At 47.8% G+C, this 17,600-nt stretch carries 14 protein-coding genes; 1 reads left to right on the top strand and 13 read right to left on the bottom strand.

Annotated elements, in window-relative coordinates; genetic code table 11:
- Positions 1-27 precede the first annotated feature (27 nt).
- Complete coding sequence (locus tag ACXN9U_RS10440; RefSeq protein ID WP_489201604.1) at positions 28-1,116, bottom strand: acyltransferase family protein; 1,089 nt, start codon at positions 1,114-1,116, stop codon at positions 28-30.
- Complete coding sequence (locus ACXN9U_RS10445) at positions 1,107-1,709, bottom strand: NAD(P)H-dependent oxidoreductase (RefSeq protein WP_489201605.1); 603 nt, start codon at positions 1,707-1,709, stop codon at positions 1,107-1,109. The genes ACXN9U_RS10440 and ACXN9U_RS10445 overlap by 10 nt, the downstream gene beginning before the upstream one ends.
- 186 nt (positions 1,710-1,895) lie before the next feature.
- Between ACXN9U_RS10445 and ACXN9U_RS10450 the strand changes: the two genes are divergently transcribed.
- Complete coding sequence (locus ACXN9U_RS10450) at positions 1,896-2,447, top strand: PadR family transcriptional regulator (protein ID WP_016936735.1); 552 nt, start codon at positions 1,896-1,898, stop codon at positions 2,445-2,447.
- A 39-nt stretch (positions 2,448-2,486) separates the two neighbouring features.
- Here ACXN9U_RS10450 and cyoE read toward each other — a convergent pair whose 3' ends face one another.
- The 11 genes from cyoE to ACXN9U_RS10505 form a co-directional block, all read right to left on the bottom strand.
- Positions 2,487-3,434: a heme o synthase gene (gene cyoE / locus ACXN9U_RS10455; RefSeq protein WP_060963307.1), complete on the bottom strand. Its 948-nt coding sequence runs from the start codon at positions 3,432-3,434 to the stop codon at positions 2,487-2,489.
- A gap of 296 nt (positions 3,435-3,730) precedes the next feature.
- Positions 3,731-4,588, bottom strand: coding sequence for a catechol 2,3-dioxygenase (gene catE, locus ACXN9U_RS10460; RefSeq protein ID WP_489201606.1), 858 nt, complete (start codon positions 4,586-4,588; stop codon positions 3,731-3,733).
- A 16-nt stretch (positions 4,589-4,604) separates the two neighbouring features.
- A complete protein-coding gene (gene catD / locus ACXN9U_RS10465) occupies positions 4,605-5,009 on the bottom strand; it encodes a DoxX family oxidoreductase CatD (protein ID WP_060963309.1) in 405 nt (134 codons plus the stop codon).
- Positions 5,010-5,175: 166 nt separating this feature from the next.
- The gene (locus tag ACXN9U_RS10470; RefSeq protein WP_489201607.1) at positions 5,176-6,993 is read right to left on the bottom strand and encodes an ABC transporter ATP-binding protein; all 1,818 of its coding nucleotides are present in this window, start codon (positions 6,991-6,993) and stop codon (positions 5,176-5,178) included.
- Positions 6,974-8,707: an ABC transporter ATP-binding protein gene (locus tag ACXN9U_RS10475; protein WP_060963311.1), complete on the bottom strand. Its 1,734-nt coding sequence runs from the start codon at positions 8,705-8,707 to the stop codon at positions 6,974-6,976. The genes ACXN9U_RS10470 and ACXN9U_RS10475 overlap by 20 nt, the downstream gene beginning before the upstream one ends.
- Before the next feature lie 300 nt (positions 8,708-9,007).
- Positions 9,008-11,335 (bottom strand): peptidase G2 autoproteolytic cleavage domain-containing protein, encoded by a 2,328-nt coding sequence (locus ACXN9U_RS10480; protein ID WP_489201608.1) that lies wholly within the window; start codon positions 11,333-11,335, stop codon positions 9,008-9,010.
- 192 nt (positions 11,336-11,527) lie between these two features.
- Positions 11,528-13,114, bottom strand: coding sequence for an alpha-glucoside-specific PTS transporter subunit IIBC (locus ACXN9U_RS10485; protein WP_489201609.1), 1,587 nt, complete (start codon positions 13,112-13,114; stop codon positions 11,528-11,530).
- Between the two features lie 16 nt (positions 13,115-13,130).
- Complete coding sequence (locus tag ACXN9U_RS10490; RefSeq protein WP_016936741.1) at positions 13,131-13,892, bottom strand: MurR/RpiR family transcriptional regulator; 762 nt, start codon at positions 13,890-13,892, stop codon at positions 13,131-13,133.
- A gap of 67 nt (positions 13,893-13,959) precedes the next feature.
- Positions 13,960-15,309 (bottom strand): maltose-6'-phosphate glucosidase, encoded by a 1,350-nt coding sequence (gene glvA, locus ACXN9U_RS10495; RefSeq protein ID WP_060963313.1) that lies wholly within the window; start codon positions 15,307-15,309, stop codon positions 13,960-13,962.
- 171 nt (positions 15,310-15,480) lie between these two features.
- The gene (locus tag ACXN9U_RS10500) at positions 15,481-15,663 is read right to left on the bottom strand and encodes a small acid-soluble spore protein H (protein ID WP_016936743.1); all 183 of its coding nucleotides are present in this window, start codon (positions 15,661-15,663) and stop codon (positions 15,481-15,483) included.
- 65 nt (positions 15,664-15,728) lie between these two features.
- Positions 15,729-17,537: a sigma-54-dependent Fis family transcriptional regulator gene (locus ACXN9U_RS10505; protein ID WP_060963314.1), complete on the bottom strand. Its 1,809-nt coding sequence runs from the start codon at positions 17,535-17,537 to the stop codon at positions 15,729-15,731.
- Between the last annotated feature and the right edge of the window lie 63 nt (positions 17,538-17,600).

The following is a 17,600-nucleotide window of genomic DNA, read 5'->3' on the forward strand; positions in this document are numbered from 1 at the left end:
AAAGGCGGCCGAAACGCCGCCTTTTTTTCAGACTGTGCGGCCTTGATGCGCCGCCGTATTTCTTTTAATCTGCTTCGGCTGATACACTTTCCCGACAAACAAGTATCCGTATCTGAAATGGTTGCACCCCCAAGATATGAAAATGGGACCGAGCGTGCAGATCAAAAATAACAGAAGGATGGCAGCCGGCAAAGGCATTGACCGCAAATAGCCTTCCAGAAGATATCCGCTGATTAAAAAGTAGGAGTGCAGCAGATAGATTGAAAACGAATAGTTGCTGATCATCATCACAATCGCGGGCACTTTTTTAAGCTTTGAAAACAGATGAAAACACAGAAAGATCATACTGACCGCGTAAATCATAATATCCGGACGCTTAGAGGAAATGGAGCCGCCGCTGACATATGAAACCGTCACAATCAATATGGCCGATACGGCCGCACTGAAGTAAACCGCATAACGGTATTGATTGATGAGCGCTAAAAAACGCCGGTATTCCTTTCCGCAATAAAATGCCAGACAGAAATAAAACAGCCAGCCCGGAAACGGAACCCAAAAGAACGGAAAAATAGAATCAAGCCCCGATGAAGCAGGCGGACGAACGATTGAAAAATAGGCCAGATAGACGGCGTTGATGATAAACGAAACAGCCAGCACCCACACGGGAGATGTGTTGCTCAGCCAGCGGTGCAGCAGCATATGGAGAATGTAAAATTGAAAGATCACAAGAATGAAGTACCCGATAAAGTTTCCTAAAAAGACGTTTTCTAAAAATTTACCGAAAACTGAAACGAAACCGGCTCCCTCTTCTGCGACACTTTTCATTAAGATGGCATCCACCGCGGCGATAAACAGAAACGGCACGAAAATAACTTTTCCCCTTTTCTTTAAGAAACCTGCGGGGACGCCTTCCGGATAGGACCTGGCAAGCAGAAATTCCGAGATAAAGATAAACGCCGGCGTGCTGAACATCAGCAAGGTCCGGAATGCATCAACCGTATGGGCGGCGCTTGCTAAGGACTCTTCCTGAATCATCAGCACCATTGATACCACGTGCAGCAGAACGACACTTAAGCAGGACAGACAGCGGATCACGAAAATTTCTTTTATCTGCATGCGGCCGCTCCTTTTTCACAAGCGCGGCGGACTTTGGCGTATGCCTGGCGAAGCCGCTTTTCCCGCAGCTCGGGTGTGCTCGTTTTAACTGAGGGCATAAAGTTCCGTTCGGCTTTTTGAATGCCGCAACATTGCAGAATTCCTTTTTTCAGCGTAATCCAGTCCGCTTTTTTTCGGAACCACTTTAAGTGCCTGTTCGGGGAGTCCGCCGTATAAAACACCTGTGCCGTCTCTGCCCGCAGCAGTCCTTTTACACGGCCGTTTTCAAATGTGTAGGCTTCTCCGGCGACAAGCACTTTGTCAAAAAAGCCTTTCATAATCGCCGGAACGCCTCCCCACCACAGCGGGTAGATGAAAATGAGATGATCCGCTTCTTTCACCAGTTTCCGGTATCTCTTCGTTTCAGCGTCCCGGTTCATATCCGTCCGCTTTTTTTCATCTCCTGCCTTCAGCACGGGATCAAATTGATCGGCGTATAAGTCAATGACAGTATAGCTTTTGCCGCTGTCCTTCAAAGCCATGGCGACGTATTTTACGATAGCCGCATTGAAGCTGTTCTCATCCGGATCTGCATACACAATCACCGTCTTCATATGTCCCTCCCAGTATTTTTTAATTTTTACAATAATTATATCATGATGTCATATGAATAAGGCAAAGACATGATGAAAGGCGTTTCAAATCTGTATGCGGCGGAGGATTGCCGCATCCGGCACTTCTGCGTTTTTTCGCAGTCGTGTGGTATACTAGCTGTCAAATGAATGGGCTTGGAGGACAACATGAGAATTTTAAAGTACGCGATTTTAGGGCTTTTAAGAAAAGGCGAATTGAGCGGATATGATATATCGAGCTATTTTAAAGAAGAGCTCGGCCAGTTCTGGAGCGCAAAGCACAGCCAGATTTATCCGGAATTGAAAAAACTGACGGCTGAGGGGTTTATTACGTTCCGCACTGCGATCCAAGGAACGAAGCTTGAGAAAAAAATGTACACGCTGACCGGCAATGGAGAACGGGAGCTTGCCGCCTGGCTGACGAAAAAAGATCCGATTCCGGAAACGGTGAAGGATGAATTTATGCTGAAGGCTTATTTCATCTCAGCTTTGACCCGGGAGGAAGCGGATGAGCTATTCACCGATCAGCTCGTAAAGCGGAAGGAGAAATTGTCCGACTTGGAAAACAGTTATCACGAACTGATGACATCGTCCGAGGATGCGGATTCGTTTTCGTCTCCCGATTTCGGCCATTATCTCGTGCTGACAAAAGCGCTTGAGCGGGAACGCAATTACATTTCCTGGCTTGAAGATATTTTGGCTCTCATCAAAAAAGCATAAACAAAAAAACGGGCGGCTCTGTATCTATAAGCCGCCTGTTTACGTACTGAGAACCGCCGTGATCAACGAATCAGCCATTAAAATAAGAAAAAGCAGGCTGAAATATACAATCGAATACAAAAACATCCCCTTCGACCATTGCGTGTCATCCGCCGCCTGAAAACCTTTGACGCTCCGGTACAGCCAGATGGCTCCGAGCAGAAGAGCGGACGCGGTATAAAGCGGGCTGACATCTATATAGAAAGGAACGAGCAGCGAAACCGCAGTCAGAACGGCGATGTAACGCAGCATTTTCATTTTTGTGACGCGGTTGCCTTTTACAATCGGCAAAAGCGGAATACCGGCGGCACGATACTCTTCCTTTCGCCTAATCCCGATCGCCCAAAAATGCGGCGGCTGCCACAAAAACATAATCGCATATAACAAAATCGCGGGCATATCAATACACCCGGCCAGCGCGCAATAACCGATTAAGGGCGGAGCGGCTCCCGGAAAGCTGCCGACAAATGTGCTCCAGACGGATTGTCTTTTAAACCAAAGCGTATAAACGACGGCATACAGCAAAAACGCAAGCAGGCCAAGAACGGCAGTCAGTACATTAAGCGCAGCAAGCATGATGAATCCGCATGCGCCGAGACAGATGCCGTACAGGATCATGACCGGCGGCGGTATTTTCCCCGTGACGCTTGCGCGGGTGCGGGTTCGCGCCATCTTTGCATCCATGCCGCGGTCAAAGAAGTTATTAAAAACAGTGCTTGATGCCATGACAAGCGCCGTTCCGATCATGGCGATCGTCATAGCAGCAAATATACCGGGCCCTCCGCCCGTCCTTTCTGACTGAAGCCACGCGATCCAAAATCCGCCCAATGCGGCAAGTGAATTCGAGATGATAATCCCCGGTTTGGCAAGGATGATAAAGTCCTTGACCGTCACCCGGTTTTTATTATGCTTCATCGGCTGTTCCGTCTGTGCTGCATTAGAATTCATCAGTTCAGGTTCTCCTTTTTCGGCTTATCATATCAGGAAGAATAAGGAAGTTCAATTCATGCCGGTTACTTTTCACAAAATTGTAAATAGTATACGAAAAGCCGCATCTTCTGACCGAATGCGGCTTTCGGCTCCTGCCGGACGTACACAGTTTTCAATTCAGCGGAGGTTCTGAGCGCGGGCCGGCGATGGCGGGCTCCAGGCGCCATTTTTGCGCGTCACTGTGATTTTCGCTCTCTTTCGAGAACACTTCAGAAAAATAAAAAACCTTGCCGGCAGACGGCAAGGTTTCTTTCTTACAATGTAAATGCGATATCCGCCCCTGACACAGGGTCTTTGACGAATATGCCCGCTTGTTTTTCTTCAATCTCAAAGCCGGCATCGGTCAGCGCTTTTGTCACACGTGACAGCTCTTTTTGATGCGGAAGCACGATGGTGTAATAATCCAGTCCGCTTGCGTTTCCCGGTTTCGGCGGCGCATGTGTTCCGGCCCATATATTCAGGCCGATGTGATGGTGATACCCTCCCGCTGAAACAAACAGGGCGGACATGGCGGCGTAATTGCCGACAATGTCAAAACCGAGGATATCGGTATAAAAAGCTTTAGCTTCCTGTAAATCCGTCACATGGAGATGGATGTGACCGATTACGGTTCCTTCCGGGAGACGGCTTTTCCGTTCAGCTCCGGCTTCTTTCAAAAGCCCGTCCACATCGACGGGCGCCGTTTGCATGACGTAATTGCCCTCTGCATCGCGCTGCCACGTGCTGCGGGGACGATCGGCGTATATTTCAATGCCGTTTCCGTCCGGATCAGACAGGTAAAGAGCCTCACTGACCGCGTGATCCCCCTGACCGAGCGCGATGCCGTTTTCAATCAGCCGGGCCAATACGATGCCGAGTTCTTTCCGGTCAGGCAGAAGTATCGCGAAATGGTACAGGCCGGTGACAGACCGCTCCGGTAGAATGACGGCGCTTGGATTTTCTTCAAGCATCAGCAGGACGCGTTTTCCGTCTGCTGACAGTTCTGCGGAACGATCGGTTTGCGAGATGACTTGAAAGCCGATCACATTTTGGTAAAAGTCGAGCGACCGTTCCAAATTTTTGATGGTCAATTTGACATAACCGATTGCTGTATCTTGATGAATGCCGGTCATTTGAACGCCTTCTTTCTTATGCTGAAAAAGTTTCTCCCTTTTTTGATTTGAAAAGGAGCTGGTCCAATGAAAGCAGACGGCTTCCTGAAAGCGCTAAGTGAATAGATGCCGCCAGTAAGATGAAATCAAATTCCGAGCCGCCCATAAATGGGGAGGAAAGCTTCGCCGTAAAGATGGCGCCGACTAATGTGAGGGCAAACAGAACGCCGATTATGCGCGTCGCCAAGCCGAAAAAGATCAGAACCCCGCCGACAAGCTCAATCGTTGCGATGACATAGACCATAAACGCCGGGAGCCCGATGCTTTGGAAAAATTGTGTGGTGCCTTCTAATCCTTGGAACTTGGATAAACCGTGTACAAAAAAGATAATACCTGTTACAACCCTTAAAAGCAGTGTTCCTGTTTCGAATGATTTATTCATAAAATCCTCCTTGAAAATTATTATCACTTACTTTATGTAAGCTAGTATATATACATAACTTATTTACGTCAAGTAATTTCGTTACATTTCACGAAAATAACTGAAAAGTACTATTTATCCGCATAAAAAAAGACCTCCGCACTCTGTCGGAGGTCTTTGTCCCTATTTACGATTCCCGGAACTGGCTTTCATATAATTCTTGATAAAAACCATTCTGGCTGAGAAGTTCGGCATGGGTTCCTTTTTCAGCCATTTCGCCGTCTTTCAGCACAAGAATCTGGTCTGCTTTTTGAATCGTGTTCAGCCTGTGAGCAATAATGACGCTCGTTCTGCCTGCCATTAAACGGCCGAGCGCTTCTTGTATTTTCACTTCGGTCACTGTATCAATGTTGCTCGTCGCTTCATCCAAAATGAGCAGAACCGGGTCCGCGAGCACAGCTCTCGCGATGGAAATGAGCTGCTTTTGTCCTTGGCTGATGCCCGCGCCGTTTTGGGTAAGGACGGTATCATAGCCTTTCGGGAGCCGTTCGATGAATCCGTGGGCATTGGCGGCTTTTGCGGCTTCCTCCACCTCTTTGTCAGAAGCATCCAGCCGGCCGTAGCGGATGTTCTCCCTGATGGTGCCCTGAAAGAGAAATGAATCTTGCAGAACAAACCCCATGTTTTTTCTCAGACTGGATCTTGTCAGTTTTTTGATGTCCGTTCCGTCAATGAGGATTTTTCCTTCATTCGGCTCGTAAAAACGGGCGATCAGGCTCGTAACGGTTGTTTTACCCGCTCCCGTCGGACCGACGAAGGCGATTGACTGCCCTTTCGGAACGCTGAAGGACAGATGTTTTAAGATCAGGCTGTCTTCCTGATAGCCGAAGGAGACATTGCGGAATTCGATGTCACCCGTTTTGATCGGCTGGTGCGCCGCATGCTCTTCATCTTCCCGCTCCTCTTTTTCATCAAGCACGTCAAACACCCGTTCAGCCCCGGCGATTGCCGATAACATCGTATTGAACTGATTGGCTAAATCATTCAAAGGGCGGGTGAACTGCCGCGAGTATTCGGCGAATACGACAATGGAACCGATCGAAATCCACCCTTTCAGCGCAAACAGCCCGCCGACCGCCGCTATAATCGTAAAGCTTAAATTGTTTAAAGAGTTCATTACTTTCGGAATGAATCCCGAAATTGTCTGCGCCCAAAACCCTGATGATTTTAACGCCGCGTCTTTTTCTAAAAATTGCTCCATGACGCGGTCTTCTCTGGAGTAGGCTTTAATGACCTTCGCTCCTGATACCGACTCTTCAATAAAACCGTTCAGCTCGCCGAGGTTTTTCTGCTGCTGCTTAAACAGGAGTCCCGTCCGGTTGGTGATCCATTTGATGCTTAAAAACATGATCGGAATGATCAAAAGCGTGATCAATGTTAAAAGCGGGCTCATGTACAGCATCACGGCGATTGTGCCTGCGAATGTAATGACGCTAGAGAGCACCTGAATGACGGATGTATTTAAAGTGGAGCTGACATTTTCAATATCATTGGTGACCCGGCTCATCAAGTCGCCGAGCCGCTGTTTATCAAAAAACGGAATCGGCAGCTCATGCAGATGGGTAAACAGCTCGCTCCGCATTTTAAACACGGTGCTTTGCGAGATATTGATCATCCAATAGTTTTGAAACCATAAGGACAATGATTGCACGAGGTAAATCCCAAACAGTATGAACAGCACACCCGCCAATCCGTCCGTCGTCCGTCCGACGATGAAATGATCAATCGCTTTCCCGATGACGAACGGTCCGAGGAGGCCGAATATGGCGCTTATGACTACCATGATAATCACAAGAGTCAATAGCCCTTTTTTCTCTGCTACATACGACCAGATTCTGCGCAGCGTGCCTTTTGCATCTTTTGCTTTCGCGCGTTTTCTGCCGCCTTCACTCGATTTGAGCGGTATTTTCGGATAACGGAAAGGTTTACGAATGTCTTTCTCCACTGTCAGCTCTCTCCTTTCCGAATTGGGATTCATAAATCTGCCGGTACAAATGAGACTCTGCCATCAGCTCTTGGTGCGTGCCTTTTGCCAGCAGTTCGCCGTCTTCAAGCAATAAGATGGTGTCAGCCTTCATTGCGGTCGTTATTTTTTGCGTGATAATCAGTGTCGTGCATTCATATGATCTGATCGCTTTTAAAAGCTTTGCTTCCGTCTGAAGATCCAGCGCGCTCATACTGTCGTCTAACAGCAGGAGGGACGGCTTTCTGATAAAAGCGCGCGCGATGGAAATGCGCTGCTTCTGCCCGCCTGACAAATTGACGCCCCGCTGTCCCAGCACCGTGTCGTATCCGTTTGACAGCTTCATAATCGTTTCATGGATTTGCGCGTCTTTGGCTGCTTCTATTACTTCATCTAGTGAAGCATCCTCCCGCCCCCAGGCGATATTTTCACGGATTGTGCCCGAAAACAGGAGCACTTCCTGCGGAACATAGCCGATTTCCCTGCGCAGCCCGTGAGCGGAGAATTCACCGATCGGTTTTCCGTCTATGAAAATACTGCCTGAATCAGCCGTGTACAGGCGCGGAATCAGCTGAAAGAGCGTTGATTTTCCTGAGCCTGTCGCGCCCATAATGGCAACCGTTTCTTTCGGGCTGGCAGAAAAGGAAACGTGATGCAGCGCGTCTTTTTCCATGTCCGGATAGCGGAAGGACACTTCGCGAAACTCAATTTCGCCTGCAAGCGCTTGTGCCGGGTCATGTCCCGTTCCCTCGCCGCCTTCTGTTTCCAGCACCTCGCCGATTCTTTCTCCGGAAGCCTTCGCCCGGGAAAATACCATAATGAGAAATGGCAGGACGGACAGCGCGCCTGTAATCCGCGTCGCATAGTTAATCACGGAAACGATATCTCCGACCTGCGCCCCTCCCTGGTCAATGCTTTTGGCGCCGAACCATAAGATAAACAAAATGCAGCTGTTCATCAGCAGCATTAAGATCGGCATCGCCGCTTCCACGAGACGAAAGGCGGATACTGTTTTTTCCATCAGCTTCGTATTCGATTTCAAAAAACGTTTCACTTCGTGGTTTGCACGGAGAAGCGCTTTAATCAGTTTGATCGCCGTCAGGTTTTCCTGCATGATCGTATTGACCTGGTCAAGCCGCTTTTGGACAGACCGAAACAGCGCGCCGCCTCTTTTCAGCACCCACAGCAAAAACAAAAGCAAAATCGGCACCGTGATCAGCAGAAAAAAACCGAGTTTCGCATTGACGGTCAGCGAGAGAATAATGCCGCCCGCGATCATTAACGGCGCCCGAAGCATAAACCGGAGACTCATGAAAAGCATATTTTGGACCTGCGTCACATCGTTTGTCAGCCGGGTGATAAACGATGTGGACGAGAATTGCGCAAACGTCGAATAGGAGAAGGACTGGATTTTTTGAAATAGCCCTTTTCGCGTATCATACGCATAGCTTTGGCTGATGTGGGCGGAGTAGAACGAATTTAATATGCCCGATGCAAATGAAACAACAGTCAGTCCGATCATCACGCCGCCCCACAGCCAGACCGTTCCGAGCTCCTGCTTTAAAATTCCTTCATCGATGATTTTCCCGATCAGCAGGGGCTGTATCAGCTCTACTGCAAGCTCGATGAGCATGAAAAACAGAGCGATTCCCGCCAACAGAGAATACGGTTTTACATATGATAAAGCCTTTGACATGTGTAAGCCTCCAAATTCTTTGTTCAGTATGTATGTATGTATATTTATTTTATTTGTTTGTCTTAAATGAATAAAGGATTAACCCTTGAACCCGCACCTTTTATTATGTACTTTGTGAAGAAAAAACGGAAATCATTGAAGATCAAAATTGAAGGAATGAGGGATGCAGATATATGGAGGCTGTCTTATCTTTTCTTTTTACCAGCTCCTGAACCGGAGCCTTGATTTTAAACTGAATGAGCGGAGCCTTTAAAAAGGCGTCCGCTATTCAGGATGGTCATTTATGCTTTGTCATTTCATTTAACGAATAAAAACGAGAGCGACCCCGAATCCTTTATCGGCATCAAACTCTTTGATCACTTTCATGACCTGCCAGCGCTGGTTTGGGGCGTCGGATTTTGCTGCAATCCCGTTATGGGCATGAATAAAATCTCCGGCTTTCACAGTCTCATCGCATTTGACATATACCTGACCGATAAGCCCGACAATGTTCCACTCGTCTCTTTCTTGTCTTGAAGTGTAGTCTTCTTCAGGGCGAAAGTCCGGATTTTCTTTTGGCGCCATGACCGTATGGCCGTTCGCATCTTTCTGTTCTTCATAAATATAGCCGCCAAACTCATTCTTTACGTATCGTCCCGACCAGTGAAAACTCGACTCACCGAGAATCACTCCGGCAGTCTCGGAAATAACCCCAAGCATGAGATCACCCTCTTCAGCCGGTCTGATCTTATCACCTTCAAGTGTGACAAGTGTTCCCGTCGGAATTTTCTCCCCGCTCAGGCTCTCAAAATACTCGGCGTAGTCAGAGAATGTCGAGGAACCTGTTACGCCTCCGGAAGCCTTAATTGTTCCTTCTTTTGCGTGAAGCTCAATTTTTCTGTTGGCTGATGACGGAGTGCTGCCGGCACCCCAGCCAAGTGCTACAGAATCTGAATTCGGGTTAATTGTATTGTACGAAGAAAGCACTGAAGATTGTGCCGCTCCGGCCGCTCTTCCCCGAACAGAACCAGCCACAAAATTATTGTTCCCTGTAGCATGAGATTCACGGGAGCCAATGACTCCGCTTCCTTTATGTTTGAATAAGAAATAAGGAGTGACTGCTCCTCCAATGTTAAAGTCAGTTTCATAACCTGAAAAATCACAATTGGATACATTAAGGTCTGGATCTGAGGAATAAATTCCAACTGTCCCGCTATTATTTTTTGGAGATCTCTGTCCCCAAACATTGCTAACAACAGACTCGTACATTCCGCTGCCGAATGCAACTCCTTTTTTTCCTGAGTCAATCAATGTGACACCATCCACCATCACTTTCCCTACTGAGTTATCCCCGCCGACAATATATAAGTCGTTGTCTGCAGTTTTAAATCCGCGGATGGTTATATTCTTTAGACTGATTAAGCGTCCTTTATAAAATACGCTGACTACCGAATTCCCCTTATAATCAATTGAACTGTCATCACAAATAGCATGGAAATTCACAACGCTCACACCATCATATCCGGAGATTTGCAACGCGTTTGGACCCGCCCCTTTGTATAGATCATTTGGTTTAGGGTTATATGAGATACAATTCGCAAGCTGCACATCATGTGCTGTCGCTGACTGAGGATCGCTTGCTGTGTGGTGATCGATATGGCGAATGCTATATCCAATGGCATTTTCGTATGCGCGACAATTAACAAGCTGTACTCTCTTCGCAGCCGGTGCATAACCGTGTGCTTTAATTTCAAAGCCTCGGACTCCTCCAATTGAGATACAACTATCAATCATTACGTCTTGAGAGCCGTCATCAATTTCAAAACAATTCGTGTTAGAAGTTCCGTCGTTTAGCCCCATTGGATGGTAAGAGAGGCAATGACTGAAAGTCGTGTGTTTCCCAAAATGACAAGTAAAGTTATCATCGCCGGACCCTGTTGCTTCACAATGAGAGAACGTTACAAAGTTACAGCCGTTGGGCTGATAATAAGTGGGGTCGTCCATTTCTCCATGTCTGTTATAGTTCGGGCTTGTAGAATCAAAGCCATGCAGGCCGGCGTTCTTCGCAAACACATGCTCGACAAAAGAATAGTCAACATTCGCAAAAAGCAAACAGCTTGAAGTAGGGCCCTTCGGAATCTTCCAGCCGGCAGGACGCGTATCCTTGTTCCAGTCCAGCGTAAGATGGCCGACGTAAATATTTTCATTACCGTTCGTATAATCACTGTTGGTCAGAACAGAATGGCCGACCGGTGTTTCGTCTAATAATTTAATGACCGTTCTTTTCTTGCCTGCTCCGACAAGCATTGTATTTGACGGAACAAACAATCCGGATGTTCTGAATACACCCGCAGGAACCGTTACGACATAACCTCCGTCGGCCATAGCATCATGAAATGCCTGCGTATCATCTGTTACTCCGTCACCTTTAGCTCCAAAATCCATAACGTTTCGCTCTGTCACATGTTCAAATCTGTTTTCATACATTTTAAGTCTTTCATTTAAATTTTCATAAGTTGACGTGCCATCGCTAAGGGCAGCACCGATTTTGCTGTCAATCGCTTCAAAGTTTTGAGCAATGCTTTCAACTTCAATCCCCTCAGTTTTATCGGGTTTGTACAGTCCTAAAAACGTCGTATAGTTTGTCATGATCTTGCCCTCCCATTTTTTAATTGCTATTTGAAATATCGCAGGAGTCATTCCGTTTTTGCATCTCCCACTTTCACTCCTGCATGTACAGGTGGCAAAGGTATGACAAATTCATACATTTTTTCAAAACATAAAAAGAGCGCCGGATTAACAAGCGCTCTTCCCATTCTGCACATAGTCTGCTGCAGTATTTTAACCGTTCAATATTTTCTCGACACGCTCCCGTATTTGCGGAACGCTTAATCCGACAATGACCTGAAGCGCCTTGCCTTTTCTGACGACGCCGTGGGCTCCCAGCTCTCTGAAATCGGCATCACTTTTAACCTTTGATTCATCAGCGACAGTGACACGGAGACGGGTGGCGCAATTGGTGACCTCTGTAATATTGTCCTTTCCGCCCAGCGCTTCAATATACAAAGCAGCTGTATCCCGCTGTGTTTCGTCTGCCGCCGCTGTTTCTTTTGAAGCCTGCTTCCGTTCTCTGTAGTCTTTTTTCGAATAAAGCTTTGTTTCCTGTCCTTCCTCTTTCTCTCTGCCCGGGGTGGCGATGTTGAATTTGAGAATGAGGAAGCGGAAGACGAAAAAGTAAATGGCGGTAAAGCACAAGCCGATGATGATCTGGTATACATACGTCAAACCGTGGCTTGGCGCCAGCGGAATCCAGTTCAAGGTCGCCGCTTCAATCAAACCGCCGCCCATATTTCCGACAACGCCGGCCATATACATGACGGTCGCCATGGAAGCGGCAAGCAAAGCATGAACCGCAAATAAAAACGGCGAGATAAAAAGGAATGTAAATTCAATCGGCTCCGTAATACCGGCGACAATGGACGTCAAAGCGACCGGGATCAAAAGGCCGGCAACGATTTTTTTCTTTTCCTTTGAAGCCGTAGCGTAAAAGGCGAGCGCGATTCCCGGAATGCCGAAGATTTTCGAGTTGCCGTGAAGCGCGAAGCCCCCCTGCGGGAACAATTCTTTCAGCGGTTTGACGCTTTGGGAGTATTCTCCGAGATGCTGGGCCCAATAGGTGACGATACCGCCTTCAGCTACAGCCGGCCCGTAAACAAACGGTGAGTAAATAAAATGATGCAGACCCGTCGGAATTAAAATCCGCTCCAGGAACGTGTAAATCCACACGCCGACCGCCCCGGAAGAAACGAGAAAGCTTTGCAGCGATCCGATTCCGGACTGAACCATCGGCCATACGTAGGCCACCGCAAGTGAAATCGGTATCATAATGAAAAAAGAAATAATGACGATGTACGAAGATCCTTGGAAAATCCCCAGGAAATCCGGCAGTTTTTTATCAAAATACCGATTGTGCAAGTAAACGACAATAGATGAAATAAAGATGGCGCCGATAATATTCGTATCAAGCGTTTTGATGCCGGCGATCATCGTCAGCCCGCTCGTTCCGCCGGCTTCCTGGTTCATATCGACATGAAAAGCCCCGCCCCAAACCGTCAGAATCGCATTGATAAAGTAATTGAATGTAAGATAAACTGTAAGCGCTTCCAAACAAGCCCGCGCCTGCGCTTTTTTCGCTAAAGCGACAGGGATGCCGATCGCAAACAGGAGCGGCATTTGATTAAAGACGGTCCAGCCGCCTTGTTCAATGACGTACCAGCATTGATACCAAAGCCCGTCTGGATCAGCCAGCGGCCCCATCAGCGTTTTATTTTTAAAGAGCGTACTCAGACCGACAATAATACCGGAAAATGCAAATAACAAAACAGGCACAAACATCGCGCTGCCGAAGCGCTGGACTTTTTGCATCATTTCACGTGACCCCCCGCTATTTATCAAAATTTTCAAGCTCTTTATAATCAACATATGCACGGAATAACGCTTCGCCCACCAGAAAAAACGGGGCAAATGCGACAATTTCCGTTTTATCGCTTAACGTCACCGGCTTGCTGGTCGCATAAAGATTATACGGCGTCGTCTGCGCCAGTACGTTGTTTTTCAGATTGGTGATTGAAATGAACGGAACTCCCTTTGCGGACAAGGTCCTTGCCTGCGGAATTAATTCGGGTGTTTCCCCGGATAAAGAAATAATGATGAATACGTCATCAACCGTAAAATCATCACACATGATATCAAACTCTGTGATGTCCTGTATTAAAATCAAATACTTCCGCCGGGATACAAACATCCGCTGCAGCTCGCGGGCGCACACCCTTTGAGCCGTGCCCGATCCGTAAACGAAAATCCGTTTTGCTTCATCTATCAGCCGGCACATCTCCGTCATATCTTTTGACTTTACGTATTTTACGTTGGCTTCAATATCATCCAGCAGCTTTTCAAATGTCATATTCTCGCCTTCTTCAGGCTGATCCTCCCATTTCAGAAAAACCCGGAATTCACTGTAGCCGCTGAAGCCGAGCTTTTGGGCGAGCCGCAGGATCGAAGACCGAGAGACATTGCAGGCTTTTGCCATGTCATTGATACCGAGATGGTAGCACGTATGCTTATTGTTCAATATATATTTTAAAATATAAAAATCGTTGTCATTTAATTTCGCGTAATGCTGATTCACCAGTTCTTCAAGACTCATCCCAAAATCCCCCCGTTTTCTTTCTATTATATAGAATAACAGATGAAGAAAACGGGGAAGATTGTCATCAGGAAATATGAGACGGACTTACATCAAGCTCAGGCCAGTAATCCTTATTGGCCTCCATCAGATCTTCAAGAATCAGTCTTGCCACACGGGCATTCGGCACTGTTTTTGACAGGATCAGCGCCTGCCACAGCTTTTGAAATGACCGCTCTTCCCATGCTTCAGCCGTCAGTTTTTCGACAGATACCTGCTGTTCCATCAGGCCTTTTTGAAATTGCGGAATATTCCCGACGGAGAGCGGTTCAGGTCCGTTTGAACCTACGAGACAAGGAATCTCAACCATGGCTGATGGATCAAAATTTGCGATCGCGCCGTTATTTTCAACGATTAACAGCATTCTCTCCCCGGTATTGTAAGCGATGGCCCGGGCAAGATCGACGATATAGGAAGCATGATCGTCAATTGTAATTTCACTGTTTTCCGATGACTGCTCGCGCGTAATCATATCACATTGGCTGAAAATGAAAGCTTCGCGCCCTTCCATGACTTCGTTGGCTCTCGTATGATTCGGATTTGATTTTTTCACCATATCATCCGGGAATAAGTAATATTGCAGATATGTGTTCGGAAGTGTATCCGGATCGGCCGCCTGAACGTCGCGCGCCTTTTTGAAGGTGTCATTCCAGCTTGCTTCGGTCTGTTCGGCCTCCGTCTTCGGAACGTAGCCGTATTCACGGACATGCTCTTTCAGCTTCGGCATTAAATCATTGCCCTCTCGATCAGTGATGGACGTCCACCAGCCAAAGTGGTTCAAGCCGTAATAACGGACCTTCATTTCTTTTCTTGACGATAATCCGAGGATGTTCGCCATGCGATCCTCAATTCCGACCGGCATGTCGCAGATGTTCAATATTTTTGAATTCGGTCTGAGGCGCCGTGTCGCTTCGGCCACAATCGCCGCAGGATTGGAGTAATTCAGCATCCATGCGTCAGGCGAGTACGTTTCCATATAATCAAGGATTTCCAGAACGCCGCCGATAGACCGCATGCCGTATGCAATTCCGCCCGGCCCGCATGTTTCCTGCCCGACGACACCGTACTTCAGCGGGATTTGTTCATCCAGCGCGCGCATCGCATATTTCCCGACGCGGATATGCGCCATGACGAAATCAACATCCGTAAAAGCCGTCTCCGGGTCATCAGTTGCCAAAAATTCAATGTCCGGCGCTTTTTCTTTTATGAATACCTCACACGCACCCGCAATCCGCTCCTGCCTTTCTTTATCATTGTCATAAAGTTTCAGCTTTCTGATCGGAAACTCTTCCAGGTGATTCAAAAGCATTAATACAATTCCGGGGGTAAATGTGCTGCCGCCGCCTGCAATAACGATTGAGAATGATTTGTCTGTCATGTGAAGCCCTCCTCTGATAACGTTTACATTTTATTTATATCATGAGAACGGCTTCTCTGTACCGGGTTTGTGGGAGTTAGAACATTTAATCATTTTTAGTTATTTTTCTCAAAAAGCGGGAAAATTCTCACAGGAACAAAAAAGGCCTGCTGTGATCAGCAGACCTGTGTCTCAAAAATGCTCTTGTAAATCAGAAAGCTGCACTTCCTGCTCAAATTGAGGATTTCCGATCGGAAAAATCCTGGCTGTTTCCTTGTCCTCGTTGACATGCTGAATATAAATCGGGACGCCTTCATATGTCACATACGCCATGGCAGCGGATTCAGCAATGTCTTTCGCACGCTGTGTGTTCACGTCTCAAACCTCCTTTAGGCCTCACACATAACGTGTCCGGCAGCCAAGAGAAGTATGCTTGTTTCTTACAATTGTCCGGCGGTGAGTTTGAATTTTTTGAGGCGTTTGTAAAACGTGCTCCGCGGAATTCCCGCCATTTTGGCGGCCAGCGTGACATTTCCCTTTGCCGATTCAAGCGCGTTTACGATGATGTTTTTCTGAATGTGCTCTCGGAAGGAAACAGGAGGCGCTTCTTCTTGGCTAAAAGACTGAAACTCTTCTGTGAGGCCTGACGCTTCAAGCAGAGATGGGAGAGGGCGCCCTGACAGTCTTCCGTCCGGGAACATGACGGACAGACGTTCAAACACATTAAACAATTCTCTGATATTTCCCGGCCATTTGCGGTTCTTTAAGATGTCTAAAAAATCATCAGGAAGCTCTCCCGGCCAGCCGCGGTTCCGCTGAAATTCAAAGAAGAGGCCGGGAATGTCTTCGGTGCGTTCTCTTAATGGCGGGAGATGAATCGGACAGACGTGAAGCCGGTAAAATAAATCCTCTCTCAGCTTTTTGCTTTCGACAAGCTGTTTCAGATCAGTTTGGGCGGCGGTGATGATTCTGATGTCAACGGGAATTTCTTTCGTCCCGCCGATCGGAGTGACCTTCCGTTCCTGCAGCACCCGTAACAGAGCGACCTGCATGGTGTGTGATATTTCTCCGATTTCATCGAGGAAAAGCGTGCCTTTATCAGCTTTTTGCAATGCGCCGATCTGTCCTTTCCGTTTGGCTCCGGTGAAGGCGCCTTCCGTGTAGCCGAATAGTTCGCTTTCAATCAGCTTCTCGGGGACCGCTCCGCAGTTCACTGCGATAAACGGGCCGTTTTTTCGGGAGCTGTTGTCATGAATCGCCCGGGCGGCAACCTCCTTTCCGGTACCGGTTTCTCCGGTCAGACAGACGGTTGCGTCCGTTCGGGCGACAAGCTCCAGCTGCTGCAGCATATGTCGGGATGACGGGCTTTCGCCTGCCGCGCCATGAAATATAAAAGACGGCTTTTCTTCTCGTTTGGTTACATAAAAGCATGTGAAGCCGTTCTCCTCCCGTTTCGCCTGCTTCATCTGAAAGCCCTGTTCCTCAAGCTCGCGCAGCGTATGCCCGGTAAAATGCTGAACGGGTCGGCTTGCCGCGATAATCCGATTGATCTCATTGCAAAGCACGATCGGTTCATGAGACTTGGTGAGTTCCTCAAATTTTCCGATCATATCAAGTTCTGTCATCTTCATCTTTAAGGCGAGCTCCCGTTCCGCCGTATAAGCGATGGAGGAAGCAATTCCGAGCATAAATGGCTGAGCGCGGGCGGCAGGGCAGGAAATATCAATGACACCGGCCAGCCGCCCGTCTTCATAACGGATCGGAGCGGCGGAACAGCTCCACTGATGGGAAGCGAGCGAATAATGTTCAGAGCCGTGTATCATGACCGGCTCATTCGTATAAAGGGCCGTCCCGATCGCATTCGTGCCGACCGCCGTTTCCGTCCAGCAGGCGCCTTTTAAGAAATTGATGCGGTTTGCTTCATGAATGGTGCGCGGGTGGCCGTTAACTGAATGGACAACGCCGTCGGCATCAATCAGGAGAACCATCATTTCCATTTCCCGCATCGCCGTCTTCATTTTTTCTGCGTGCGGCGACGAGGCCGCCAAAAATAACGCATGCTTCTCGGCCTGCCTTTCTAAATGATCTGCCGGCATTACCTTCGGCCCCTTTTCCAGATAAGGGTTGACGTCGGCGTTTTTGCAGCGGTGCCATGAGGCTGCGATCCGCTTCTGAATACGGGATTCATCAAGCACGCCTTCTTTCACAAAGCGCTTCCAGGTGTTAAAATCATTCCGAATGACATTCATCGTATCCGCTCCCCCCTGTTCAGACCATCTTTTCATATATTGTAGGGGAAAAGTAAAGCGCTT

The sequence above is a fragment of the Bacillus sp. BACIII genome (assembly GCF_057836745.1).